23 protein-coding genes and 1 pseudogene are annotated in these 25,255 nt (G+C 44.2%); 4 read left to right on the top strand and 20 right to left on the bottom strand.

Annotation, left to right across the window (positions count from 1 at the left end):
- The 19 genes and pseudogenes from G5B11_RS09500 to G5B11_RS09410 all read right to left on the bottom strand — a co-directional run.
- Nucleotides 1-822, bottom strand: an 822-nt coding sequence (locus G5B11_RS09500) for a S8 family serine peptidase (protein ID WP_173727842.1), incomplete at its 3' end; no start/stop codon positions are given.
- A 112-nt stretch (nucleotides 823-934) separates the two neighbouring features.
- Nucleotides 935-1,876: an Abi family protein gene (locus tag G5B11_RS09495; RefSeq protein ID WP_158422388.1), complete on the bottom strand. Its 942-nt coding sequence runs from the start codon at nucleotides 1,874-1,876 to the stop codon at nucleotides 935-937.
- 308 nt (nucleotides 1,877-2,184) lie between these two features.
- Nucleotides 2,185-2,325 (bottom strand): annotated as a pseudogene (locus G5B11_RS09490) (hypothetical protein); the annotation flags it as partial.
- Between the two features lie 119 nt (nucleotides 2,326-2,444).
- On the bottom strand, nucleotides 2,445-3,161 hold the full coding sequence (locus G5B11_RS09485) for a D-lyxose/D-mannose family sugar isomerase (protein WP_158422389.1): 717 nt from the start codon (nucleotides 3,159-3,161) through the stop codon (nucleotides 2,445-2,447).
- A 37-nt stretch (nucleotides 3,162-3,198) separates the two neighbouring features.
- Nucleotides 3,199-4,260, bottom strand: coding sequence for an aldose 1-epimerase family protein (locus G5B11_RS09480; RefSeq protein ID WP_173727840.1), 1,062 nt, complete (start codon nucleotides 4,258-4,260; stop codon nucleotides 3,199-3,201).
- 24 nt (nucleotides 4,261-4,284) lie between these two features.
- Nucleotides 4,285-4,857, bottom strand: coding sequence for a sugar isomerase (locus G5B11_RS09475; RefSeq protein ID WP_158422391.1), 573 nt, complete (start codon nucleotides 4,855-4,857; stop codon nucleotides 4,285-4,287).
- 82 nt (nucleotides 4,858-4,939) lie between these two features.
- Nucleotides 4,940-5,629, bottom strand: a complete 690-nt coding sequence (locus tag G5B11_RS09470) for a ribulose-phosphate 3-epimerase (protein ID WP_173727838.1) — start codon at nucleotides 5,627-5,629, stop codon at nucleotides 4,940-4,942.
- Nucleotides 5,630-5,711: 82 nt separating this feature from the next.
- On the bottom strand, nucleotides 5,712-6,656 hold the full coding sequence (locus G5B11_RS09465) for a carbohydrate kinase family protein (RefSeq protein WP_158422393.1): 945 nt from the start codon (nucleotides 6,654-6,656) through the stop codon (nucleotides 5,712-5,714).
- A gap of 45 nt (nucleotides 6,657-6,701) precedes the next feature.
- Nucleotides 6,702-8,192, bottom strand: a complete 1,491-nt coding sequence (xylB, locus tag G5B11_RS09460) for a xylulokinase (RefSeq protein ID WP_173727837.1) — start codon at nucleotides 8,190-8,192, stop codon at nucleotides 6,702-6,704.
- Between the two features lie 85 nt (nucleotides 8,193-8,277).
- Nucleotides 8,278-8,955 carry a hypothetical protein gene (locus tag G5B11_RS09455; RefSeq protein ID WP_158422395.1) on the bottom strand — a complete coding sequence of 226 codons (678 nt, stop codon included), beginning with the start codon at nucleotides 8,953-8,955 and terminating at the stop codon, nucleotides 8,278-8,280.
- Between the two features lie 142 nt (nucleotides 8,956-9,097).
- Complete coding sequence (locus G5B11_RS09450) at nucleotides 9,098-10,054, bottom strand: ABC transporter permease (protein ID WP_173727835.1); 957 nt, start codon at nucleotides 10,052-10,054, stop codon at nucleotides 9,098-9,100.
- Between the two features lie 15 nt (nucleotides 10,055-10,069).
- On the bottom strand, nucleotides 10,070-11,590 hold the full coding sequence (locus G5B11_RS09445; RefSeq protein WP_158422397.1) for a sugar ABC transporter ATP-binding protein: 1,521 nt from the start codon (nucleotides 11,588-11,590) through the stop codon (nucleotides 10,070-10,072).
- A 14-nt stretch (nucleotides 11,591-11,604) separates the two neighbouring features.
- Nucleotides 11,605-12,630, bottom strand: a complete 1,026-nt coding sequence (locus G5B11_RS09440) for an ABC transporter permease (protein WP_158422398.1) — start codon at nucleotides 12,628-12,630, stop codon at nucleotides 11,605-11,607.
- 112 nt (nucleotides 12,631-12,742) lie between these two features.
- On the bottom strand, nucleotides 12,743-13,843 hold the full coding sequence (locus G5B11_RS09435; protein ID WP_173727833.1) for a sugar ABC transporter substrate-binding protein: 1,101 nt from the start codon (nucleotides 13,841-13,843) through the stop codon (nucleotides 12,743-12,745).
- Nucleotides 13,844-14,014: 171 nt separating this feature from the next.
- Nucleotides 14,015-14,926: an allose kinase gene (gene alsK / locus G5B11_RS09430; RefSeq protein ID WP_173727831.1), complete on the bottom strand. Its 912-nt coding sequence runs from the start codon at nucleotides 14,924-14,926 to the stop codon at nucleotides 14,015-14,017.
- 21 nt (nucleotides 14,927-14,947) lie between these two features.
- Nucleotides 14,948-15,922 (bottom strand): ketose-bisphosphate aldolase, encoded by a 975-nt coding sequence (locus tag G5B11_RS09425; protein ID WP_158422401.1) that lies wholly within the window; start codon nucleotides 15,920-15,922, stop codon nucleotides 14,948-14,950.
- Between the two features lie 93 nt (nucleotides 15,923-16,015).
- On the bottom strand, nucleotides 16,016-17,206 hold the full coding sequence (locus G5B11_RS09420; RefSeq protein WP_173727829.1) for a diphosphate--fructose-6-phosphate 1-phosphotransferase: 1,191 nt from the start codon (nucleotides 17,204-17,206) through the stop codon (nucleotides 16,016-16,018).
- A 3-nt stretch (nucleotides 17,207-17,209) separates the two neighbouring features.
- Nucleotides 17,210-18,157 (bottom strand): transketolase family protein, encoded by a 948-nt coding sequence (locus G5B11_RS09415; RefSeq protein ID WP_262583078.1) that lies wholly within the window; start codon nucleotides 18,155-18,157, stop codon nucleotides 17,210-17,212.
- 2 nt (nucleotides 18,158-18,159) lie between these two features.
- On the bottom strand, nucleotides 18,160-19,005 hold the full coding sequence (locus G5B11_RS09410; RefSeq protein WP_158422403.1) for a transketolase: 846 nt from the start codon (nucleotides 19,003-19,005) through the stop codon (nucleotides 18,160-18,162).
- A 279-nt stretch (nucleotides 19,006-19,284) separates the two neighbouring features.
- On the opposite strand from G5B11_RS09410, the gene deoC reads away from it, so the two are divergent.
- The 4 genes from deoC (at nucleotide 19,285) to G5B11_RS09390 (ending at nucleotide 23,349) form a co-directional block, all read left to right on the top strand.
- Nucleotides 19,285-19,938: a deoxyribose-phosphate aldolase gene (gene deoC / locus G5B11_RS09405; protein ID WP_158422404.1), complete on the top strand. Its 654-nt coding sequence runs from the start codon at nucleotides 19,285-19,287 to the stop codon at nucleotides 19,936-19,938.
- A 23-nt stretch (nucleotides 19,939-19,961) separates the two neighbouring features.
- Complete coding sequence (locus G5B11_RS09400) at nucleotides 19,962-20,765, top strand: DeoR/GlpR family DNA-binding transcription regulator (RefSeq protein WP_173727828.1); 804 nt, start codon at nucleotides 19,962-19,964, stop codon at nucleotides 20,763-20,765.
- 338 nt (nucleotides 20,766-21,103) lie between these two features.
- Nucleotides 21,104-22,366, top strand: a complete 1,263-nt coding sequence (locus tag G5B11_RS09395; RefSeq protein ID WP_173727825.1) for an ROK family protein — start codon at nucleotides 21,104-21,106, stop codon at nucleotides 22,364-22,366.
- The gene (locus G5B11_RS09390) at nucleotides 22,363-23,349 is read left to right on the top strand and encodes an N-acetylmuramoyl-L-alanine amidase family protein (RefSeq protein ID WP_173727823.1); all 987 of its coding nucleotides are present in this window, start codon (nucleotides 22,363-22,365) and stop codon (nucleotides 23,347-23,349) included. Before G5B11_RS09395 ends, G5B11_RS09390 begins: the two co-directional genes overlap by 4 nt.
- Before the next feature lie 97 nt (nucleotides 23,350-23,446).
- On the opposite strand, the gene G5B11_RS09385 is transcribed toward G5B11_RS09390, so the two are convergent.
- Nucleotides 23,447-24,985: a sodium/proline symporter gene (locus G5B11_RS09385; RefSeq protein WP_173727821.1), complete on the bottom strand. Its 1,539-nt coding sequence runs from the start codon at nucleotides 24,983-24,985 to the stop codon at nucleotides 23,447-23,449.
- Between the last annotated feature and the right edge of the window lie 270 nt (nucleotides 24,986-25,255).

Raw genomic sequence — 25,255 nt, 5'->3', positions numbered from 1 at the left:
ATGTGATCCATAATTGTTTCCAAAACTGATATTCACTACAATAGGTTTTCCAAGACGGATGGACTGGCGGATCAGATAATCCACACCTTCCATCAGCTCAGTTGTCCTGGGGAAGGAATTTTTGTCTGCATTTTTCATCTTTACAACCAGAAGTTCACTTTCATAAGCGATTCCACGATTGGCTCCCCCGGATGCCCTGCCATTCCCTGCCGCGATTCCCAGCACTGAGGTTCCATGTCCACTGTAATCCACAGATGGAACAAGGCGCCTGCCCTGGTTTTCTCCAAGTGCAAGCGCCTCATCTATTTCTTCTTTCGTATATTCTGTTCCTGTCACATATCCCTGCGGTGGTTTTCCCTGGATACTCTGGTCCCACAGACGCAAAATCCTGCTGCTCCCATCTGCATTTCTAAAATCCGGGTGAAAATAATCCACTCCTGAATCCACAACTCCTGTCAGGATTCCTTTTCCCGTCAGCCCATTCCTGCCGGTCTGCACTGTGCGGATGCAGCTTGCTCCCTTTGCCTGAAACAATTCAAAATACAGGCGTTTGGGTTTCTCCACAAATTCCACCTGCGCTCTGTGGGAATACTTATCAATCTCACTTTCCGGCAAAGTTACCACTGCATAGCCGCCTAACAGTGGCACTACCTGAATTCCATTTCCAGCCAGACCACTTTCCGGTCCGCTGTACTTTATGATCACATCCCATAGCCTGGTTGTAGGATCATATCCAACATTAAGATTTCCCGACTTTCTACGCTCCTGTGGGGTTGCATCCATTGCAAGATTTAAAAGGTTATCTATTTTCTGGTCCGGCATAAATGATTCCTTTTCATTGTACACTTACTTATATTATATGTATTCTATGAGATAAGAAGACTGTTGTTCGATAGATGCATATCATCCATTGAATAACAGTCCTTTTAATAATTCAACGCATTTCGGATTTTATATATTTCTTGATTCTCCCAATCCGTTCCCAGTTTTCTGGAAATCCCATTTTTTCAAGTATTTCTTTATGTATTGGATGCTTTTCGAAGCACGCTTTTAAATCGTGATAAAACAAGCGGAAATCGCTCTCTGATAATAGCAACTTTAAAATAATAACCTGGGCATAAAGATCATTCTTGCCATATTTGTAACGTCCTTTTTCCTTTGGAATCTGTAAACGTTCGTAAATACTCCTGTCCAACAATGCATCTTTTGTATGAAAATCAAATAAACGATCATTATGAGCACAAACATTCCTGAATTTTGTCATCACTGTCAGCATTTTCCCCATCTCATTTATTTTCAACGGACCAAAATCCTGACACACTCTAATCTGTATACGCCCTTTCTGGCTGGCATATATTTTGGATAGCTGCCCTATTGTCAAAACATTCATTAGCACCCACAAGGGTACATATTGATATGTACTCATATAATGCCGAATGTAAGCATAGTCACTATCATATCGTAACTGTCCGGACATGATTTTCATCATTTTATTTATGACATTTTTCTTCTCGCCAGTGTAATCATAATTTTTCACATTCAGATAGTCTGACTGCAAATCGCCATATTCTTTGCAAAAATGATACGATAACGATGATTTAATATTTCGCTCTGCCATTAGTATGTATTTAAGAAAAATATTTCTTAAATCGTTATCAAAACTATATAGTTCATAAATATCTTCAAAGGTTGTACCTTTTTGAAACCGATCACTGATGGATTCTTTAAAAACTTCTTTATATCCATTGATCAGTGGGAAATACCCGATTTTAAGTAGCATCCTTCTGGCATATTCTTTGTCAGTAATTATCAGACCTTTCTTTCCTTCCAGAAAAGTAATCTGTTCATCATATGTCAGAAATTGCTTCTTCTCCAAGTTTTTCACCACCTCTCACCAGTTTTAATATTTTGTTCGTATAAATAACGAAAGGCCCCCGAAGGAGCCTTCCGGACTATGGGCTTCTCAAGTTTCCATAGTGCGATCACTAGGTACATCATAGCCTTTCCAAACAGACTTGTCAAGGAGAACATACCCGTTTTAGTTTATGTTCGTCCATGTCAAATAATGCATACAAATATCAGTGTTTTCTTATGTTTTCCCTTAATCATAAGGTTCATGTGATCCATAATTGTTTCCAAAACTGATATTCACTACAATAGGTTTTCCAAGACGGATGGACTGGCGGATCCACTGTATTTTACAATAATATCCCACATTCTCGAAGCCTGATCGTATCCCACATTCAGGTCTTCCGATTTTCTACGTTCCTCCGGTGTGGCATCCATAGCAAGATTTAAAAGGTTATCAATTTTCTGATCTGCCATAAGGATTCCCTTTCTATTAGAAACTACTGCACCTTTACTATATATTATATGAATGGTGAAAAAAGCCACCCCATCCGCTCGAATCAGCCTGGCGGACAGGATGGCTTTATTAATTTCTATCAGTCTTTTGCAGCAGGATATTCTGTGCAAAGCAATCTGTATGCAGGCTCATCCTCCTCGATGGTTGGAAATCTTCCCAGTGGCTCATAGAAGAAATTGTCTGTATGGTCGTCATTAACCATAGAAACTTCTCCGATCAGGGCTGGCCCACCCTCCGGAATAACAAATTCATGATACTGGAACGGTACCAGTGTAATGGATTCTCCATTATGGATCCTTACCGGCTCTCCTGCTTTTACTTTATACTGACGGCCGTCTCTGTAAATAAGCACATCATTTACCAGATCCTTTTCGTAAATGTTTCTTCCATCTTCTGTACGATGAACCTTTGACTGATCTGCATTGTAGAAAGTAAAGACTACATCGTTTCCACCACGGTTGATGATATCCTCTCTTTTATTCTCATGATAATGCATAGGGGAAACCTGTCCGCTGTCACACATCATAATCTTCTCAGCATAGGTTTTCGGATATTTAGGATTGTGAATGTTTCCGTTACGGATGGTGATCAGGGCAAGACCCAGTGTATCAAATTTCCCTTCGCCGTAATCTGTTACATCCCAGCCAAGCTCACACTCACGGATCTCATCATATTCATGATTTTTATCTGCCCATTCTTCCGGAGTAAAATAGAGGTAGGGCGGCAGTTTAAATCTGCACTCATCTAACAAAGCTTCCATTTTCTTGATTGTTGCATTAATTTCAGACCGTTTCATAGTTATATCTCTCCTTTTCAATATTTATTATGCCAAATTATACCAAAACACCCTGCTGCATCTTTTGAAACTCCCGGATTGCTTCCTGGATCTCTGCCTGACCGTCAAGAATGGTAAAATCCAACACATTCTTTTCTTTTGCAAACGGTGCCAGCTTATGGACTGTACCTCTTTCCTCATGGTAAGGTCTGCCATATACACTGGAATTAGCAGGCTCCAGACCGATCACATAATCTCCGGATGCGGTAGACTTCCATTCCATAAAGTATGGCAGATATTTCATATTGTAAGAAATGCGAAGACCAATGCCAAGAGGCTCATTCACCACCAGGACCTGGGTATCGCCATCCGCATCTGACTGCATATCATGGATAAATACATACTCTGGTTCATTATCCTTTGGAGGATCCATTTTATCATAATCTGCTTCGTGTCCTTCCCCGTCTTTATCACGGGCAATCACCTTTGCAGTAGGGATATAAAGCCTGGTATTCTCATCCAGGAACGGATATCCCATATTAATATGATAAAGAAGCATTAATGGCTCATCTCTGTAGCCTTCATTTTCAAATTCATCTGTAACAGTAAAGGTTTTGCTTCCATATGTAGTGGAAATACTTCTCCGTAGAACCATATTTTCCCCAAAAAGTGCCGCTTCCCGCATTTCACCTTTTACCAACAGCTTGTACTGGCCATCTTCCCAGTAAGCGTCTGCCCCAAGATGCTCTGCCGGTGTGGTACGCATACGGCCATGCATAGGATAATCCACATGATCAATGGTACATGGCGCACAGATACTCTCAATACCGGAGGTAAAAAACAGCCCTCCCATAATGGAACGGATCGCCTCATCCCCATTTGTATCATATTGATTTCTGCCCTGCAGCCCTGGCTTGGAAAGGAAATTAATATTGATCCCTTTATAGCTTAACTGGTTTACATCCAAGGCTTTATCTGCCATTACCTGCAGTTCCATACACCCATTTTTGATCTCATAAGCCGAAAGTCCATGGCTTCTGCCTTCTGTATATGTGATAGGACGTACATAAGCAACCTGCTGCATGCTGCCTACATATTTCATTAAGTTCTCTTTTTTCATTTTGTACCTCCCGGAACCGATTGGTTACTCAAGATTTGCATGATACTGCCAGAGAGCCTTCATATCAATATTGCGGCTTTCCACGATCATCTTTGCCAGAATATCCCCAAGAAGCAGTAAACACTGTTCAAACAGGGAAGTCATGATCTGGCAGGAATCGATTTCATCTTCCAGATACAGCTTTGTACGTACCGGGATCCTTACCATATAATCTGCAATCTCTTTCATCTCGCTGTTTGGGTTAGAGCCAATATGTACAATCTTGCAATCCACGGTTTTTCTTGCCTTTTTTGCAATTCCAAGCGGAAAAAGCGAGCCGCCGGAGCCTGAGCCAACAATCAGAAGATCCTTCTTCGTGATAGCCGGTTCTGTAATCTCACCAACATAATGAGCTTTGATTCCCAAATGTGCCAGCCTTTTGCATACGCATTGAAGGGCCAGCATCACACGGCCAACTCCCACAAAAAATACCTGGTCTGCGTTTAAAATGTCCTCTGTCAATCGTTCCAGTGCAGCAGCATCAATGCTGGCCATGGTTTTTTCCAGTTCTGCAAAAACATCTTTACAGGTTTTTTCATAATCCTCTTTGAATCCCATCTTGTTCCCTCTCTTTTATGTTATAAAATTTATCCACTGACCAGAGCCGGCTTATGCTAGGCCAGGCCTTTTAAGTCTGGCATCATAAGATTTCCCTGCGGAGCTGCTCTAATCTGGCAAAGCTTCCTGAAAGATCATTTCGATCCAGACAGGTTGTACCTGTTACAAATACATCTGCCAGATCCTTTCCATAGGTACGTATATTATCTGGTGAAATACGTCCATCCAACTCGATCTTGGTATCAAGCCCTCTTTCATTGATCATCTGGTGCAGCTGGCGGATCTTCCTGTCTGCATAAGCCACCTGCTTTTCCCCTTTCAAGAAAGCGTAGCCTGGATTGATCAGCATCAAAAGCACACTGTCACATTTATCCAATACATATTCTACGGTAGATAAAGGTGTGGACGGTTTCAGTGCAATTCCTGCCTTTACGCCTTTCGCATGGATCCGGTTGATCATGCCGTCAATATGTGGCTGTGTCTCTGCATGGAATACGATCTGCTGCACTCCTATATCCAGAAGCTCATCCACAAAAAAGTCCTGATTCTCCACCATCACATGACAGTCAAAAAACATATCTGTTTTCTGGCGCAGCTGCCTTACTGTATCCAGTCCCAAAGGCATGCTTGGACTGAAATGGCCGTCCAGAATGTCCACATGAAGCACCTGGATTCCTGACTGCTCAAGAATACGGATCTGGCTTTCCAGATTACACATATCCAGACAGATCAGAGACGGTGATATAATACATTTTTCTTCCCAAACTGACATAAGGTTTCCCTCCTGAATTTATTTGATGAACCGTTGTAACTGTAAGGGTACGAAACAGCCACGAACCGGTTCTGTAATCCTGTTATTTATTTTCCCTGATATAAGCTTCGATGGTTTCCCTGGTTGGAAGGGAATCAATGGCACCTTTACTCTGTACGCAGATGCAGCCGGAAATGTTACCATATTCCATGGCGTTTCTAACGATCTTTGCATTCAGGTCTGTACTCTTTTCCACTCCCTGGATACGAAGAGAAGAGAGAAATGCACCCCAGAAAGCATCTCCTGCACCGGTAGCATCCACAGCCTTTACCTTACGGCCTGCTACATGGATCACTTCCTCTCCCAGATATGCACAAGCTCCCTCAGAGCCTAGGGTTTCCACTACCATTGCGATCTGGTTTTCTTTCATCAGATCCTGAATATGCTCCTGTCCACCCAGCATTTCCACTTCTTCCTCTGAAATCTTCAGGATATCCACATATGGAAGTATGGCCTTTACTGCATCTGCACATGCCTGCTGATCATCATTCCACATAAGATTGCGGTAATTCACATCAAAGGATACCAGTTTTCCAAGATCATGACCTGTTTTCAAAGCTTTGATTGTAGCTTCTGCCACAGGACTTGCTGATAAAGAACAGGAACCTGCATGTATGATCACAGAATCTGCAATATCCGATTCTTTTACTTCATCCGGAGAAAGCAGCATATCTGCCCCTGGCTTTCTGGCGAAAGTAAAGGTTCGTTCCCCATCCTCCTGAAGCGTAACAAACGCAATGGTGGTAATCGCCTGATCTGTAAGCTCCGGCACATTCTGTTTCACCTGATTTTCTTTAAGTGTATCCATGAGAAAACGTCCAAAATCATCATTTCCCACCTTACAGGTAAGGGAAGCCTTTAATCCGTTTTTCACAACTGCAATGGCCACATTGGCAGGAGCTCCCCCGGCCCTGCGAAGATAACTGGCAGGCTCGCTTCCAGGTATCATATCGATCACCATTTCTCCGATAGAATATAAATCCATCATCTCATATACCGCCTTTCACATTAAGTGTCAATAATCCTTCGTGTATTACCTGATCCGTGGATACAGCTCTTTCACGCTGTAATACAGATCATGGAAAATCTCCTGTTTTTCATTATATATTTTTACATTTTCAGGGATTGGCTCCACGACCTCCGGACTCATGGTCACAGCTGCCTGGCAACCCTCCTTAATATCTTTAAAAAATCCGACTCCCACAGCCGCAAGGATCGCTGCTCCCTGGCAGGCTTCTTCCTTCACATTTGTGGAATATACCGGCATATTCAGCACATCCGCCTGTATCTGCTTCCAGGTCACTCCTCTTGCAGCCCCTCCGGATGCGATCAGCCTGGATCTGTCCACCTTCATTTCATCCAGGATATACAGGCATTCTTTCAGATTAAACAAAATCCCTTCCATAGCAGAACGTACCAGATGTCCCTGCTGATGCATCATGCTCAATCCAAAGAAAACACCTTTTGCATAAGGATCATTATAAGGCGTCCTTTCACCTGCCAGATAAGGAAGGAAATATAAGCCATCCGCTCCTGCAGGCGTAAGTCCGGCTTCCTGATCAAGCTTTGCAAAGCTCTGATCCGTTTTCAACATATTATTCCGCAGCCAGCTTAATACACTTCCGCCGTTCAGCGTACCGCTTTGAACAACCCAGCGCTTTGGAACTGTATGACACCATGTCTGGATCCGCATTTGGGGATCAAAAATCGGCTTATCCACAACCACCGCCAACTGGGAAGAGGTACCGATATTGCAGGTAATAAACCCTTTTTCAATAATCCCATTGCCTGTAAGGGCAGCCATACTGTCCCCGGCACCGCAGATCACCTTCGTGCTGGTAGAAAGCCCGGTCTCCTCTGCAGCCTTTGCTGTCACATGTCCTGCAATTTCATAGCTTTTATGCACAGACGGCCAGATATCTTCTTTTAGATCCAGACGTTTGAATAATTCTGTACACCAATGATAATTCTTTACAGAAAATCCCAGTGCAGCCCCTGCATCTGTGTATTCTGTGCTGATTTCTCCACAAAGACGGAAGCTGATATAATCCTTTGGAGACATAACATACCGGATCCTGTCATAGGTTTCCTTCTGATGCTTTTTCAGCCAGTACAGACTGCTGATCATCATCCCTGCACTTGGCTGGTTCAAAAGTTCCTCTGTCATCAGATCCCCGGCAAGAGCACGGATTTCCTTAAGATCTACACTGCTTCTCTGATCAAGATGGATGATTGCATTACATGCCAGCTGTTTGTTCTCATCCAGTGCCACCATTCCATGCATCTGTCCGGAAAAACCAATCCCAGCTATGTCCCGGCCCTGGAGCCCGGCCTCCTGCAAAGCTTTTTGAATGGACTTTTTAACAGCCTCCCACCATTCCAGCGGATCCTGTTCCGCATAAGAAATCTGCGGGATCTGTATCCCGTAACTGGCATTTCCTATCCCTGCTGTTTTTCCATTTTCATCCATGATCAGTGTTTTTGTACTGGATGTTCCCAGATCAATACCCATGAAATAGTTCATAACTAATCTCCTATTTTTCTATTATTTCTATTTCAACACTATTGGTATCTACAACAAGCGTCCTGTAATTTTCAAGATCTATCCCTTACTTTTTATTAAAAGTAACCTTTCCTTCAAGAAATTCAAATACCTTAGTGCTCATCATCACTTCCCGTAATTCTTCCGGATCCATCTTCGCTGCAGACTTGTATTCATCTACATCCGAAAAGCCTGCTGCCTCTGCCTGTGTCTTGATCTGCTCCTTGAGTTCTTCATCTGTAACAGCCAGATCTTCCGCATCTGCAATCGCCTGCATGGCAACCAGCTTTTTACTGTAATCAGCCCCCAGCTTTTGAATATATTCTTCATAAGTATCCTCTGTCAGACTTGAATCATAATATTTCATAAAATCAGCCAGCGACATCTTATACGTATCTGCATAATTCTGCAGCTGATCCTTTAAAGTGGAAGTATTCCGGTTCACAAAAGGAGTGGGAAGTTCTTTAACAAAGGTACTGTTCTTCAGCAGGTAATCTCCTATATCATTCTCAATCCCGCTGGTATCCCCTTCATTGGCCTCCACCGGGATGGAACTGTAATCTGCCAGCTCCACATAGGAACCTGCATCAAACTGTGAAAGATAAGATGCCTTTGATTCTGAATCATCCTGCTGTCGCTGTTCTTCCTGCCCTTCCTTTGCCTTCCCTGCTGCCGGAACCTGCACGGTTCCAAATAATGATACTGTCATAGCGCAAATGATACAAAACCGAACTTTTTTCTTCATTGCAATTCCTCCGATGTCTCAAAATCAAAAGTATTTTCCTGTCTGCTGAAATGTTATTTGTTTAATAACCGCATTACAAAGTAATTTCCTATTGCTGAAGCAAAGAGCAGGAGAAAAGACTTCTCCTGCTCTTTAAAGAAAATTATTTTACAATAATATCTCTGCCTTTAGTATCTGAATTCAGATATACGGCTACGATCAGGATGACACCAATAATAATATCTTTCCAGAGAGGATCTACTCCCATCATGTTAAGTCCTGATGTAATTGCAGTGATGGTAATAACACCAATCGTTGTACGGAGCACGCTTCCACGGCCGCCTGCCATGGATGTTCCGCCCAATGCTATGGAAGCAATGGCTGAAAGTGTAAGTGCATCACCGATGGTAGGCACCGCTGATTTCTGTTTGTATGCATAAAGCGCACCTGCCAGAGAGCTGCATGCACCGCTGACCACAAAAGCCATGATCTGTGCTTTATCTGTATCCACACCTGCAAGCCTGGTAGAACGGATATTGGCGCCTACTGCAAAGATCGCCCTTCCGGATGGTGTATACTGCTGGAAAATATAGAGCAGGATCACTACAACGACTGCAAATAAGAAAATAATGGGGATCCCTGCAATCTTACTTGTCATCCAGGTAATTTCTTTTCTGTATTCCATTCCTACTGCCACAGAACCATTGGGGCAGAAATACAAAGCAATAAATGCCCATAAGTTCTGAGTACAAAGAGTTACGATAAAGGACGGAATCTTTAATTTTGTTACGATCACACCATTCAACATGCCAAGGAGCACACCGATCACCACCATGATAGGAATGATCCAGTTGCCGAAACGGCTTACATAAAGACCTGAAATAACGCAGGTAGCAGATACCATGGCACCGGATCCCAGATCAATACCACCTGTAAAGATGATAAATGACAGGCCTCCTGCCAGCAGGATCAGCGGAGAAACCTCAACCAGAAGGTTCTGAAGGCTGTATGCACTGATAAAGGTAGGATTTAAAATTGTAAATACAAGGAATACCAGCACAATACTGATAACTACCATGTACTGTGATAAATTGGATAAACTGAATTTTTTCTGCTTCATTTCTCTTCTGCCCTCCTACATCATAAAATGTACAACTTCCTGCTGGGAAGGTTTGAAGTCTACAGGGCAGTCAAAGGATCCGCTGATCAGACCGTCTCTGAAAACAATAACATTACTGGATAAACCAAGACATTCATCCAGAGTATCACCAATTACAATGATCGCATGACCGGCAGCTGTCATCTCACGTACCAGACGGTAAATCTCCTGTTTTGCACCTACATCCACACCTCTGGTAGGATGATTCAGGATCAGCACCTTACAGCCACTTTCAAGAACCCTTGCAAAAATAACTTTCTGTGCATTACCGCCGGAAAGCTGTGAAATACGTTCCTTAGGTCCGGTACATTTAATACCTGCTTCCTTGATCCATTTCAGTGCTGTCTGACGGATCTTCTTTCCGGACAGAAGGCCTTTGCTCTTCATATGCTCCCAGCTGGATATGGTAATATTGTCTTCAATGGAAAGAATGCTGACCATTCCTTCATCTCTTCGATCCTTAGGTACTGAAAGGATCCCTGCTTTCCTTGCCTGATAGGAGTTGCCGAATCTGACTTCTTTTCCCTCTATCAGGATACGTCCTTCTGTAGGTGCTACCTGTCCCACCAGACAGTTACATACATCCTCTGCACCGGATCCGTCCAGACCTGCAAGTCCAAGCACTTCTCCCTCATGAAGCTTAAAGGAAATGTGGTTAAATACACCAAAAAGACTTAAATCATCTACCTCAAGAACCACTTTATCTGATGGCACGCTCTGCTGTGCCTCCACATAAAACTCTCCTGTAGTCGCTCTTCCTACCATCTTCTCATACAGAACATCAATATTCGCTTCAGCAGTAGGAAAAACAGCTGTTTCCTCACCATCCTTAAATACGTAGATCGTATCGGTGATCGCAAGGATCTCATCCAGATGATGGGAAATAAATACAATACCATTTCCTGCTGCCTTCATCTTCCGGATCTGTACATACATCTCCTGGATCTCATCATCAGAAAGCACGGTGGTAGGCTCATCAAGAAGGATGATCGCATGTCCTTCTGCTGCTTCTGTTACAACATCCAGCACTTTTGCGATCTCAACCATCTCTCTGGTTGCCATATCAATATCACGGACTTTTTTACCAGGTTCCAGTTTAATGTCTACACGCTCCAGCGCTTTCTTTGCATCCTTGTTCATTTCTGCCCAATTTACAAGTCCTGCTTTGGAGTACTTTTTCTCACGGCCCAGGTAAATGTTCTGGGCAACTGTAAGATTTGCTACCAGGGACTGCTCCTGGAATACCATTCCAATGCCCTGCTTATTCGCATTGATGATGGATGTTGCTACATAAGGCTTACCCATGTAAAACATCTCTCCCATGGAAGGAGTCTCAACACCACTGATCAGCTTCATCAAAGTCGATTTACCGGCTCCATTCTCACCGATCAGGCCGATCACCTCACCGCTGTGGATCTTCATATCAATATCATGCAAAACAGTATTGGATCCATATGTTTTGCCAACGCCTTTTGTTTCAAATAAAACTTCACCCATATGTATCCCTCCGTTTACTTCACTACAGTCTTTCTGTTATGCTCTACTGTAAGCGTAACAGCGATAATAATGATAATACCCTGGATGACCTTTTTAAGGTTTGTATCAACGCCCATCAGGGTCAGCCAATTTGCCAGTTCCGTATAGATCAGCACACCTACAAAGGTCTGAAGGGAACCGCCCTTACCACCGCTTACGGAACCACCGCCAAGTACGATAGCTGTAACAACCGGGAACATCTGGTTCAATCCAAGGTTAGACTGTCCAAGCTTTAATCTCATACACTGAAGTACACCTGCGATGGCTGCTGTACATCCGCATAAAGCGTACACCTTGATCTTGGTACGTGTAATATTAATCCCTGTAGAAGCTGCTGCCGCTTCATTGTCACCGATTGCAAATACTGCACGACCGAATGCAGTATAGTTCATAATGATTGCTCCTATGATAAACACAGCAAATGAAATCAATGTAATGTATGGAATCCCGAAAAGCCTTCCCTGAGAAATAGCAATAAACATAGGATCCTTAACCTGAATTGGTGTACCTCTGTAGATCAACACTGCTGCGCCTGTCATAATACAACCAACTGCATAAGAAACAATAAAGCTTGCGATCCTTCCTTTTGTATGAAGGAATCCAACTACTGTACCCACTGCCAGCCCGATCAGAATAGCAATAAGCACACCGAAAATACCGAAATTATTTGAATTTGAATTATTAACAACAAGAAAAGCAACTAAAGATCCGGCAAAGCCCATATTTCCTTCAATGGAAAGGTCAATGCTTCCAAGAAGAAGGACAAAGCTCAGACCAACGGAAATTACCAGCGGAATAGACATCTGGAACATAATATTTACAATGTTCGCCCAGGAGAAAAAGTTTTTCTGGGAAATGCCTCCGATCGCAGTCATGATAACCAGCAGGATCAGAGGAGCATATCTTCTGACCTTATCCATTTTTGCATTGTCTTCTGCCTGGGTAACGAACTGCTGACTAACTGTCATTTTCTTTATTAAGTCACGCCGTTTATTATTCATAGAACATCCTCACATCCAGTTTTTAACAGATGAGGCGAAATGCGGCATGCATTTCGCCTCTCTTGTCATAATCCTATCTTGCTGCCGAAACTCTCCCGGGCAGCTTGATTATTTATTCTGCTGCTTCGTCTGCTGCTGCACCATCTTCCTGATACTTGTCGATGCAGAAGCTAAGGTCTGAATAATCATATCCAGGATCCTGAGTCTCGATGAATTTGGAGATAATGTCATCTGCGTTGTCAGCTGTTACAAGTGTAGTCTTGCAGAAGATCAGACGTTCTGCAGGATCCATACCCTCTACGTCAAGGCTGCCAAGAGCTGCCTGGATTGCGTAAGATGCGCCATAACCAGCGATGCAATATCCATCGTTTGCATTTGTGATAACAAGATCACCGTCTTTAACTGCGTTAAGAGCTGCTTCGATACCGTCACATCCGCTGACTTTGATCTCGCCGTTCTTTCCAGCGTTCTTAAGAGCTTCAACAGCACCAAGTGCCATTGTATCGTTTGCGGAGAAGATACCTTTCAGATCCGGATAATTAACGATCCAGTTCTCTACAAGTGCCATAGCGTCTGACTGGCTCCAGCTTGCTGTCTGGCTGTCAACTACTTCGATGTCCGGATAATCTTTTAATGCTTCCTCAAATGCTGCATGTCTGTTGGTAGCGGAGTCATCACCAAGAAGTCCCTGAAGCTCTGCAACCTGGCCTTCACCACCGATAGCCTCGAACAGTGCAGATGCGGTAGCTTTACCGATTGCCATATCATCCAGCATCAAAGATGCTACAAAGTGAGGATAATCTGCCGGATAAAGGCCCTCAGCCCTGTGTGCAAGGATAGATACATAAACGCCTGCATCTTCACATGTCTCAGCAATATTTACTGTGTTTGCTGTAGAAGAAGGGTCAACTACGAAGATTGCCTTGTCGCCATACTGTGCAATATAGTCCTTGATTCCCTGGATCTGCTTGTTGTCATCGCTGTCGCAGGTAAGGATATCTGCCTCAACTCCGTAATACTCTGCTGCCAGCTGAGCTCCCTTAGCTTCCTGTGCCCAATACTCATTATCCATGGAATGGATGCAGATTGCCAGATGATACTCGGATGGATCAACACCTTCCGGAGCTGTGAAGCCTGCTGCTGATACTGTAGAAGCAGTAGCTCCCATTAACATTGTTGCTGCTAACATTGTTGCCAATACCTTCTTGCTCATAAAAAATACCCTCCTTATTTTTGCTACGGCATCTTGTATGTCGTTGCCTTTGATGTTTATATCTTAATTCATTTAATTAATAATGTCAACAAACTTTTAAATTCATTTGGTCATTTTGTCGAATGTTACAATTAATTGTGTTTGAATTTATTCACATTCAACAAAAAACTGTTACTGTAGTGCAGTGTATGCATTGAGAGCTGCTCCGATCACCCCTGCTTCTGCATCTGGTGACGCAGGGACGATCCTAAGGGAAGCCCTTGGCTCCGGTGTTCGCAGGTTTTCTTTTACATTCCGGATAAAGTACTCCATAGGGAAGCCGGGCATCTGTGTCACCCCGCCGCCAAGCACAACACACACAGGATCCAGGATCGTTACCTCTGTAGCTGTGGCAAGGGCGCACATACGCACCACATCCAGCACATCCGGCTGATCCCCGTACTTTACAAAGATGTCAGAAACCTGACACTTATAATGCTCTCTGGCAATCTCTGCCAGTACTTTCCCACCGGCACGCAATTCAATGCATCCTTTTTTCCCGCAGCCGCACATCTTTTCAAGACCGTCCACAGGAATATGTCCCAGCTCACAGGATGAGCCGGTATAGCCTTTGTATACCTTTCCATCAATGCTCATGGCGTTTCCAAGGCCAGTGCCAATGTACACGCCGATCACGATCCCTTCCTGCCCCATATGGTTCTTCCACAGATCATACAAAAGAGAGGTATTCACATCCCGCTCCATAATCACCGGAAGTCCCCACAGGTTTTCCAGAATTGCTTTCAGCGGAAGATTATCAAAGCCCTGGATATTTGGGGAATTGTAGCATATGGTCCGGTCCCGGTTCATCAGGGAAGCAAGAGAAAGGGAAATGCACATAAAGTTTGAAACTCCCCCGTTCTCTTCCAGCACCGGATCCAGCAGCTGCTTTAAATATTCCCCCTTATCTCTGGCATCTGACAGTCCTTGGGAAGGAATCTTGTCAAACTGCTTCAATGTATAGTCCTTTGTCACCACTCCATACCGCAGATTGGTGCCTCCAATTTCCACACAAAGAAAAAACTTTTCATCCATATCCTTCATACTTCACACCTGTCCTAAAAGTTATGCCCGGTCTGCACTTCCCATAATATCGATCTTATGGAGATACAGTTCCTTCATCAGCGGGCGGATCTTCAAAGTAAACGCACGGCTGTCAATCGCTCCCGGTTCTTCATCCAGGATACGTCTGGTATTTGCCAGCCCACAAATCCATCCGTCTGTAGCAATATTAACCTTGCACACAGCAAGCTTGGACGCCTTGCGTACCTGATCATCAGGGATACCCACTGTCTTTTCAATATGTCCTCCATGCTCATTGATCATATCCACATATTTCTGGGAAATATTGGAGCATCCATGAAGCACGATGGGGAAGCCAGGTTCCTTGTCAGAAATATACTGAAGGATATCATAGCGCAGTTCTGGCAGGGTTCCGTCTTCATTGGGAACCATTTTCACCAATCCATGGCAGGTTCCTATGGAGATTGCCAGACTGTCGCAGCCGGAACGGCGGATAAAATCTACTGCCATTTCCGGATCCGTATACATACTTTCATCTGTACCTTCGGTTCCATCCTCCTCCTTTCCTTTTAATATGCCAAGCTCTGCCTCTACTGTAACACCATGTGCGTGGGCATATTCCACCACCTTTTTGGTCAGTGCGATATTCTCCTCAAAAGGCAGCTTGCTTCCATCGATCATAACGGATGAAAAGCCTCCTTCAATGGCCATCACGCACTGTTCATAGGTCATGCCATGATCCAGATGAAGGGCTACCGGAATCTGTAATCCGGCTTCTTTGATCCGGTCTGTTGCTACCTGGGCAAGCCTTGCAGTCATTTCATGTCCCAGCTGACGGTGAAGATTAGGTGATACCAGCAGGATCACAGGAGATTTCTTCTCGATCACTGCATCGATCATGCCATTCAGCTGTTCAATGGTTACAAAATTTAAAGCCGGGACTGCATAGCCTTCACGGTATGCCTTTGCAAACATCTCTTTCGTATTGACAAGCCCCAGTTCCTGATAAGTGTACATTACTGTTTCCTCCTTGTTTTGGTCATATACTTCAGACAGACCTGCTCATCCAGGCTGTCCTGATTCTGTCTATATTCAGCTTCTGTCCCTGTCTTAATGGCTGATTCCATCCAGCTCCACGTACTCTGGCAAATCACCGATCAGTGGAAGGATATAATCCATATAAGCTTCTTTGATCTGATGGCGGTTATCCTCCAGGTAGGACAGATCCATCACTCTTTCCACATCTGCCACCTGTTCCAGATCCAGTGTCTGTATCTCGGTCCTGTATGGGCTGCTGCTGATCCTGGTAAGTGTAACCATCTTCCCGCTTTCTCCGGCAAAAGCACGCTTCACAGCTTCGCTTCCAAGCTGCTGTGCCTCTGTTTTGTCAATCTCAGAAGCATCATGTGCGCCACACCTTTGCATCAATCCCAGGTCAATGCAGCGGATCTTGCAGGTAAAATATTTCCGCAGAAGATGATTCAGGTAAGGGGTGATCCCTCCCATATTTTTGGACGGATCATCTGCTTTATTAACAGTTGTATCCTCAAAAAGATATCTGCCGTCTGCTGTCTTGACTCCTTCTGCCACTACTGCAAAGCATTTGCCTTTTTTCTGTATAACCTGGGCCACATCATTTACAAACTGTTCCGGGTCAAAAACCACTTCCGGTACATAGATCAGATCCGGTCCCCATCCAGTTTTCCCGGCTGCGGCTGCAGCTGCAGCCAGATATCCTGTATTACGACCCATCACTTCCACTGCCATGATCAGATCTGTATCGTAGGTATACATATCATGAACCAGTTCTGATATGGTGATCACAGTATGACGGGCAGCTGATGGAAAACCAGGTGCATGATCCACAATGGCAATATCGTTATCCACTGTCTTAGGGATCACCATCAAACAGCATGGATAACCTGCCTTTTTTAGGTGCTCACACAAACGGTGGCCTGCTGCTACAGAGCCATTGCCGCCATTAATAAAAATGTAATAGATCTGATATTTTTTCAGAGTTGCAAGAATCCGGTCATAATCCTCTTCCGTATCCTCCCGCACTGTATATCTGCAGGAGCCAAAAGCCATGGACGGTGTATTACGCAGACGCAAAAGCTGCATTTCATCCATATCTGTACAGTCATACAAATGGTCATGAAGCAGGCCATCAATTCCATGCAGGCTTGCATACAGCTTGTCGCCTTTTTCCAGAAGCTCCTGGCATTCCCGGATCACACCGGCGGCAGAACAGTTGATCACTGCCGTAGGTCCTCCGGATTGTATATACAAAGCATTTCTCATGTGTCAGTCTCCCAGGCCTTTCTTCTTTTTCAAAATCAGTTCTCTAACTGCCTTTTCTATGTATTCTGCTGAAATCCCAAACTTATCTGCCAGGAACTTTTTATTTCCAACCTCACCAAAGGTATCCGGTACTCCCACTCTGCCAAAAGCTGCATGACAGTTCTCTGCCAGCACCTCTGCTACTGCACTGCCAAGTCCGCCATAAATATTATGATTCTCAGCAGTCAGGATCGCCCCTGTTTCCCTGGCGCAGCGGATCACCAGCTCCTGATCCAAAGGTTTAATGGTAAACATATCTACCACACGCACCTGGATATTTTCTTTTGCCAGATTCTCTGCTGCTTCCAATGCATAACCAACTTCAATGCCACAGGCGATCACTGTAGCATCTGTACCATCCCTTACAATATTTCCTTTGCCAATCTGAAATTCTTCTGTGCCGGAATAGTAAACGGTCTTTCCTTTTCTTGGGAAGCGCAGATACATCACACCATAGGTATTTGCCATTTTCTTCAGGATCTCCTGGAGAAGATAGGGCTCGTCAATATCCATAATGGTCATCCCGGGAAAAGATCTGTAGATCCCCACATCCTCAAAGGGCATATGGGTACCACCGTTGGTTTCTGCGGTAATCCCAGGGTCTGAACCTATGATCTTCAGATTCGCCTTATTGTAGCAGCCTGATAAAAAGGTCTGGTCTGCACATCTTCGGGAAGCAAAAGGTCCAAAGCTGTGTACAAATGGGATCTTCCCTTTTATGGACATCCCGGCAGCTACACCGATCATATTGGCTTCCATGATCCCCATATCAAAGGCCTGCTGTGGAAACTCCTGAAACAGTCCGGCTGTTCCCATGGCTCCGGCCAGATCCGCATCCAGGTATACCACCTGGGGATTTTCATCCATCATTTCTGCCATTGTCTTATAAAAAACCTTTCTCAGTTCCTCCACAGTTACGCCTCCTCCTTTTCTTTCAGCCTTCTGTCAAGCTCCTGATAGAAGTCCGGCAGATTTTCTTTCTTCACTTCTGTGGAATGGCAGTTCGCCATCTCCTCATAATAACGGATGCCGGCTCCCTTCACTGTATGTAAAAGAATCACGGAAGGTTTGTCCTTCACTGCTTTTGCTTCCTGGATCGCCTGATAGATCTGTCCGGTGTCATTTCCATTCTGAACAGAAACCACATGATAACCAAAGGCTCTGAACTTATCCTCAATACTGCCAAGACAGCACACCTGGTCTGTAGGTCCATCCAGCTGTTTGCCATTCACATCTACAAAAGTGATCAGATGATCCAGCTTATGATGTGCTGCAAATAATGCAGACTCCCACACCTGGCCCTCATCCAGCTCTCCATCTCCCAAAATCATATATATATAAGAAGTTTTCCCATCAAGCTTGTCTGCCAGTGCTGCACCTGCTGCCAGGGATGCCCCCTGCCCAAGGGAGCCAGTGGAAATATCCACCCCAGGAGTTTTCAGCCGGTCTGTATGGCTTGGAAGAATGGTATTTCCTTTGTTCAATGTATCCAAAGCCTCTTCCGGAAAAAAGCCTTTGGCAGCCAGTACCGCATACATAGCCGGTCCGCAATGTCCTTTTGACATAACTACAAAATCCCGGTCTGCTTTCCCCGGATCTGCCGGATCCACCTTCGCCACTCCGCTATAAAGGACTGCAAAAGTGTCTGCAATGGAAAGCGATCCACCTATATGGCCCTTCCCTTCAGATGCAATAGCCCTTAAAATATTCTTTCTGATTTTGACTGCCAGACGATCTGCCTGCACTTTGTCAAAACTCATATATATCCCCCTTTCTGTCTTGGTTGCTTCATTTTGATTGTTTTTGATTGTTTTATCACTTTTTCTTTTTAGATATTAACATAAAGCCTGTGAAATATCAATATATTTTTGGTTTTTTGTTCATTCTTTTTATATATTATATATTATCGCTCATTTTCGCTCATTTTTAATTGACGAATCGCTCATCATGGTTTATAATGATCGTAATGAGATTGCAAAGCGCAATGCAATCCGTATAATTAATTAAGATGATTTCTATGTAAAGGAAAGGAGTATTACATGACACACAGCGAAGTATTAAAAATGGTAGACCACACATTACTGGCACAGACAGCCACCTGGGAGGAGATCCGTCAGATCTGCGACGATGGGCTTCGTTACGGCACAGCTTCCGTATGTATTCCCCCCTGTTATGTTGCTGCAGCAGCAGAGTATGTACAGGGCAAGCTTCCTATCTGTACAGTGATCGGCTTCCCAAACGGCAACCACACCACAGAAGCTAAGATCTATGAAGCCAAGGATGCCATTGCAAATGGTGCATCCGAGCTGGATATGGTGATCAATATTGGCGCATTAAAGGCTAAAAATTACGCTTATGTGCAAAATGAAATTGAAAAACTAAAAGAAGTATGTGATAATAAAATATTGAAAGTAATTATTGAAACCTGTCTGTTAAATGAAGAAGAAAAGATCAAAATGTGTGAGATCGTCACTCAGGCAAAGGCAGATTATATCAAGACCTCCACCGGGTTCTCAACTGGCGGCGCTACCTTTGACGACATTGCACTCTTTGCTAAATATGTTGGATCAGATGTTAAGATCAAAGCTGCCGGAGGCATCTCCTCTTTTGATGATGCAGAGAAATTTATTTCCCTTGGTGCTTCCAGGCTTGGCACAAGCAGGCTGGTAAAAATAGAAAAATCCCTTTCCTGACGGGATATATAATGGAGATGTTTATGCTAGCTACGGAACGTAAGAAATTAATATTGGATTATCTTGACCAGAACCATACTGCATCCACGCAGACACTTTGCGATCTTACAGGTGCTTCCCTTGCCACCACCAGAAGGGACCTTGCACAACTTGAGGAGAAGGGTCTTCTTACGCGTACACATGGCGGCGCACAGAAGCCGGAGCGGTCTGCTGCCCCCGAAAAGGACAAATCCAATTATTTCCAGGTTTTCTCCTCCATCAAAATGGCAGATGACCAGTTTGAGTGCAAGAATGCTATTGCCCAGAAGTCCATTGACCTTATCCATTCCGGCGATATCCTTTTTGTAGGAGCCGGTTTTACAGGTTCTCTTCTCTGCCGTCACCTGAACAAAAGTGACAAGAAGGGGATCACAGTTGTTACCACTAACATTACCGGTGCGCTGGAGCTTGCTTCCAATCATGATATCGGTGTTTTTCTCCTTGGAGGCAATATCCATCTTGGAAGCAACCATATTGAAACCCTGGACGAATCCATCATACAGAATCTTCGGAAGCTGTATTTTGACAAGCTGTTTTTCACGATTGACGGTGCTGACCTGGAATACGGTTACTCCATCACCAACCGGGCACAGCTTCCACTGTATAATTATCTCCTTCAGAATGTGAAAGATATTTACATGCTGCTTAATGAATCCAAATTCAACAAACGGGCATTTACCCATTTGTGCAGCCTGGACAGTATTCCCAATGTGATCACCAATAAGAATGCGCCTTCCCAGTATATTGAATATTTTAAAGAGCATGATGTGAATGTATATTTCGCATAAATTTCCATAATCGTTTTTTCCGACCGGATCATCTCCTTTGATGGTCCGGCTGTTTTTTGTCTGCCAAGTAATATTGTGGCTGTTATTTTATATCTGTCAAGTGATAGTCTGACTGTTTTTGTCTTGCATCTGTTTTTGTCTTGCATCTGTTTTTGTCTTGCATCTATCTTTTTTTTGATATATAATACAATTGAATTAAGTAATAAATTGAACTAATAATTTTATTTAAGGTTGTTATTCATCTGAACACTGTATTCACCCATCATGATTTGAATGTGAAAACACCAAAATCCAGATTACAGTGTTCATCCTATAAAATGTTCTGAGAGGTAAGACTGATGAAAGAAACCATGCGAGGCCTGAACCAGGGAAATATCCAGAATCTGAACCGCAGCCTTTTACTGAATCTTCTGCGCCGTGAAAAAGTATGTGCCAGAACCACATTGGCAGAACATTCTGGTCTAAAACAGGCAACAGTTACACATATTATCAATGACTTTATGAATTGGAATCTTGTAAAGGAAGTAGGATTGCTCACCGGCGTAAAGGGGCGCCGCTCCATTGCCATCTCCCTGAACACAGAGGATCTTGCGGTAGCCGGGATCCGGATCGCCAGACAGAATTTCTCTGTAGGGCTTTTCAATCTGTACGGTGAAGCCGTTATGATCCGTAGAACCAGTATTAAGCACGGGCAAAATGCCAGGGAGATCATGGACATGGTGTTCCATGCAATGGACAAAATGATCCAACAATTTCCGGATAAAAAGATCCTTGCACTGGGGCTTGCCATCCCCGGCCCTTACAACCGTGTGAAAGGCAGGATTTCTGTTGTTACCGAAGTGGAAGGATGGGCAGACATTCCGCTGAAGGATGAATTTATGGAGCATTACAAGATCCCGGTGATCATTGAAGAGCATGCCAATGCAGCTGCGCTGGCTCAGTTCTGGTACAGCAAAGAGACGAATAATACTGATGTGCTGGTATATGTTGCTTTTGCCCAGGGTATTGGTGCCGGAATCGTGAACAACGGTGCCCTCCTGACAGGGTCTACCGGTGCTGCCGGTGAGATTGGACATACCACCATTGATATCCACGGCCCCAGATGCTCCTGTGGGAATTACGGCTGTCTGGAAGGCTACTGCTCTTCCATTACCTTTGTAAAAAAGCTGAATGAAGCCTTTGGCAAAAAAGATGAGCTTACTTTCTCAGATGCTGTTCTGCTGGTAAGGAAAAAAGATCCCACCGCAGTAAAGCTTTATATGGAAATGTGTGATTACCTGTCTATCGGCATTATTAATGTGATCAACAGCTTTAACCCTAGAGCCATCGTGATCGGAGATGAGATGGCTCATGTGAACCCCACCCTGATGCTGGAACGGGTGATCTCTAATGTACAGAAAAGAGTGGTTCCCCAGACAATGGAAACCACCTCCATCCGATTAAGCTCTTATAAGCAGGACTCTATGGTTTATGGTGCTGCCATCATTGCCATCAACGATATATTCCAAAATCCTGCATACTATTTTGATCCGGAGCAAGATCCACAAAACACAGATGGCGCACTGCACAGCCACTTCCGAAATGTGCGTTTTTCCTTATGAAAACAGTAAGAAAATTTTCCCCGCTATTTATCCTGCTGCTTGTGCTGACCCTTTTACTAAGCCCTGATGTCCCAGGCAATGCCTCAGTACTTCCCGGAGTCATGCAGGTTCAGGCAGCCGGTTTTACAGGCTGGAAAGCAAACCGCACAGGGAAATATTATTATCAGAACGGCAAAAAACTGAAAGGTCTTCGCAGGATCAGGAATGCCTATTATGCCTTTGATTCCAGCGGAAGGATGCTTACAGGCTGGCAATACATCCGTGGACATTACCGCTATTTCGGACGCCAGACCGGAAAGATGCGTGCAAATGTGACTGTCCAGGGACGCAAGATCGATGCCCAAGGGATCTGGACTCCTGTAGTTGTGCTAGATCCAGGGCATTCCGGTGTAACTGCACAGGGAACCGAGCCTTTAGGTCCAGGCTCCCCAGAGCAAAAAGCCAGGGATAATCCAGGCACACAGGGTATAGCCACTGGGGTACCTGAATACCAGCTGACCCTGACAGTAGCCAAAAAGCTGTCCATTCTTCTAAAGAAACAGGGCTGCAAGGTCTTCCTTACCAGAACTGACCATAAGACAGCCAAAAGCTGCAGACAGCGTGCTGCCTTTGCCAATGGTAAAAAAGCAGATGCCTATATCCGGATCCACGCAAACAGCTTCACCTCCCAGCAGGCAGCAGGCGCCCGTACTGTGTGCGTAACAGCTGCCAATCCTTATCTTACCTCAAAGCAAATAAAAAGCAGCTATACTCTTTCAGAAGCTGTTCTTAATGCCTATGTAAAGAGTACAGGCTGCTTTAAAGAAAAGGTATGGGAAACGGACACCATGACCGGTAATAACTGGAGCAAGGTTCCCACTACCCTGATCGAGCTTGGATATATGTCAAATCCTGCAGAAGACCGTCTGATGCAGACGGCTGCTTATCAACAGAGAATGATCCGCGGGATTTCAAAGGGCATCCGTACATTTTTCCTAAAATAGAAAAGGTATCGCCAAATCATCCCATCAGATGATTAAGCGATACCTTTTTTTACCACTTCAAGCTCTTTAAAATCTGTTACTGCATGTTTTCACTTTCTTACAGGTCAGTCTTTTTCTTTGCAAGCTCAAACTCTGCTTCAATCTCAGCAGATGGTTTCTTTGTAAGAAGACTGACTACCACGATCATCAATGTTCCAACCAGAAATGCGGGAAGCAGTTCATAAATCCCCCAAACGCCACCCATTGGCCGGATCAGGTACTTCCACACAAAAACCATAACTCCCCCGGAAATCATACCTGCCACTGCTCCAGGGAAGGTTGCACGCTTCCAGAACAGGGCACACATCACTACCGGGCCAAAGGCTGCACCAAAGCCAGCCCAGGCAAAGGATACAATACCGAATACAGAGCTGTCCGGATTCTTTGCAAGAAACAGACCAAGAACTGCGATCACAATAACGGTTGTCCTTGCAGCGATCATACTTGCTTTCTGGGACAGCTTCAGATGAAAAGCTTCCTGAAGCAGGTTCTGGGAAACACTGGAGGATGCTGCCAGAAGCTGGGAATCTGCTGTGGACATGGTACTTGCCAGAATACCGGAAAGGATCAGTCCGGCAAGCAGAGCCGGGATAATCCCATAGCCGGATAACAGGTCAGAAATCCTGACAATGATGGTCTCTGTATCTGCTCCGTGAAGTGTATCAAGAATACCTTTGCTGCTTAATGCACGGCCTGTAATACCGATCACAACAACCAATGCCATGGAAACGGAAACCCATACGGAAGCAACCCTTCTGGAAAGCTTCAGCTTTTTCTCATCCTCAATGGCCATGAAGCGAAGCAGGAAATGAGGCATTCCGAAATATCCCAGTCCCCAGGAAACAGTAGTAATAATATGTAAAAGCGTATATGGTTCACTGGTTCCAGTCTCTTCAAGATATGTGCTTCCAAAGGAAAGATACCCAGGAAGGGATTTGGCATTGTCAAGCACTGCGCCAATACCGCCTGCCTGTGCAGTGGCAAAAATAAGAACTGTCATAATAGCCACTGTCATAATGATACTCTGGATCAGGTCTGTGATGGATGCTGCCAGAAAACCGCCGGTAGCTGTATATCCTACGATCACAAGAGCAGAGATCACCATTGCGGTCATATAATCCATGCCGAACAAAGATGAGAAAAGTTTGCCACAGCCGGCAAAGCCTGCTGCTGTATATGGTACAAAAAAGACAATGATCACCACTGCTGCAATAGCTGCCAGAATACTTCTCTTATCATGGAATCTGTTTGAAAAAAACTGAGGAAGTGTAATGGAGCCGGTGATCTGGGAATATCTGCGTATCCTTCTTGCTACCAGTAACCATGCCAGATAGGTACCTGCTGCCAGACCGATAATAGTCCATCCTACATCAGCCACACCAGACAGGTATGCCAGTCCAGGAAGTCCCATTACCAGATAACTGGACATATCTGAGGCTTCTGCACTCATGGCCGTTACAAAAGGTCCAAGCTTTCTTCCTCCAAGGAAGAAGTCGGATGTGGAAGATGTCTTCTTGGCACAGCGAAATCCAATGGCCAGCATCCCCAGTAGATACAGAAAAATCGTGATCAAAATACAAATGGTTGCCTGTGTCATAATAACTCCTCTTTCTTTTCCTTATTTTGGTGTTTTGACACCAAATCTTCAAGTCGAGCAGCTGTTACTCACCACATGAAAGAGGTGGGAGTCTTCTCGACTGAGATAAAATTTATTTTTCATTTTAGCACGATTCTGTACGTATGAAAAGCACTTTTTTACTGCATTGCAGGAAAATTTTTATATTTTAATGTAGGAAAGTATTTGTAATGTAGAAAAACACTTATACTTATAATACAAGAAAGTATTTTCAAAAAGGGATTCAAAGGT

This window comes from Blautia glucerasea, from assembly GCF_013304385.1.
Taxonomy (GTDB): domain Bacteria; phylum Bacillota; class Clostridia; order Lachnospirales; family Lachnospiraceae; genus Blautia_A; species Blautia_A ammoniilytica.
Note: the sequence above shows the minus strand (reverse complement) of the source record. Positions and strands in the feature narration are given on the sequence as shown.

Coding starts and splice junctions, on each gene's coding strand:
- G5B11_RS09485 (WP_158422389.1), bottom strand. CDS start 3,161: ATGAAACGGTCTGAAATTAATGCAACAATCAAGAAAATGGAAGCTTTG.
- G5B11_RS09480 (WP_173727840.1), bottom strand. CDS start 4,260: ATGAAAAAAGAGAACTTAATGAAATATGTAGGCAGCATGCAGCAGGTT.
- G5B11_RS09475 (WP_158422391.1), bottom strand. CDS start 4,857: ATGGGATTCAAAGAGGATTATGAAAAAACCTGTAAAGATGTTTTTGCA.
- G5B11_RS09470 (WP_173727838.1), bottom strand. CDS start 5,629: ATGTCAGTTTGGGAAGAAAAATGTATTATATCACCGTCTCTGATCTGT.
- G5B11_RS09465 (WP_158422393.1), bottom strand. CDS start 6,656: ATGATGGATTTATATTCTATCGGAGAAATGGTGATCGATATGATACCT.
- xylB (WP_173727837.1), bottom strand. CDS start 8,192: ATGAACTATTTCATGGGTATTGATCTGGGAACATCCAGTACAAAAACA.
- G5B11_RS09455 (WP_158422395.1), bottom strand. CDS start 8,955: ATGAAGAAAAAAGTTCGGTTTTGTATCATTTGCGCTATGACAGTATCA.
- G5B11_RS09450 (WP_173727835.1), bottom strand. CDS start 10,054: ATGAAGCAGAAAAAATTCAGTTTATCCAATTTATCACAGTACATGGTA.
- G5B11_RS09445 (WP_158422397.1), bottom strand. CDS start 11,590: ATGGGTGAAGTTTTATTTGAAACAAAAGGCGTTGGCAAAACATATGGA.
- G5B11_RS09440 (WP_158422398.1), bottom strand. CDS start 12,630: ATGAATAATAAACGGCGTGACTTAATAAAGAAAATGACAGTTAGTCAG.
- G5B11_RS09435 (WP_173727833.1), bottom strand. CDS start 13,843: ATGAGCAAGAAGGTATTGGCAACAATGTTAGCAGCAACAATGTTAATG.
- alsK (WP_173727831.1), bottom strand. CDS start 14,926: ATGAAGGATATGGATGAAAAGTTTTTTCTTTGTGTGGAAATTGGAGGC.
- G5B11_RS09425 (WP_158422401.1), bottom strand. CDS start 15,922: ATGTACACTTATCAGGAACTGGGGCTTGTCAATACGAAAGAGATGTTT.
- G5B11_RS09420 (WP_173727829.1), bottom strand. CDS start 17,206: ATGAGAAATGCTTTGTATATACAATCCGGAGGACCTACGGCAGTGATC.
- G5B11_RS09410 (WP_158422403.1), bottom strand. CDS start 19,005: ATGAGTTTTGACAAAGTGCAGGCAGATCGTCTGGCAGTCAAAATCAGA.
- deoC (WP_158422404.1), top strand. CDS start 19,285: ATGACACACAGCGAAGTATTAAAAATGGTAGACCACACATTACTGGCA.
- G5B11_RS09400 (WP_173727828.1), top strand. CDS start 19,962: ATGCTAGCTACGGAACGTAAGAAATTAATATTGGATTATCTTGACCAG.
- G5B11_RS09395 (WP_173727825.1), top strand. CDS start 21,104: ATGAAAGAAACCATGCGAGGCCTGAACCAGGGAAATATCCAGAATCTG.
- G5B11_RS09390 (WP_173727823.1), top strand. CDS start 22,363: ATGAAAACAGTAAGAAAATTTTCCCCGCTATTTATCCTGCTGCTTGTG.
- G5B11_RS09385 (WP_173727821.1), bottom strand. CDS start 24,985: ATGACACAGGCAACCATTTGTATTTTGATCACGATTTTTCTGTATCTA.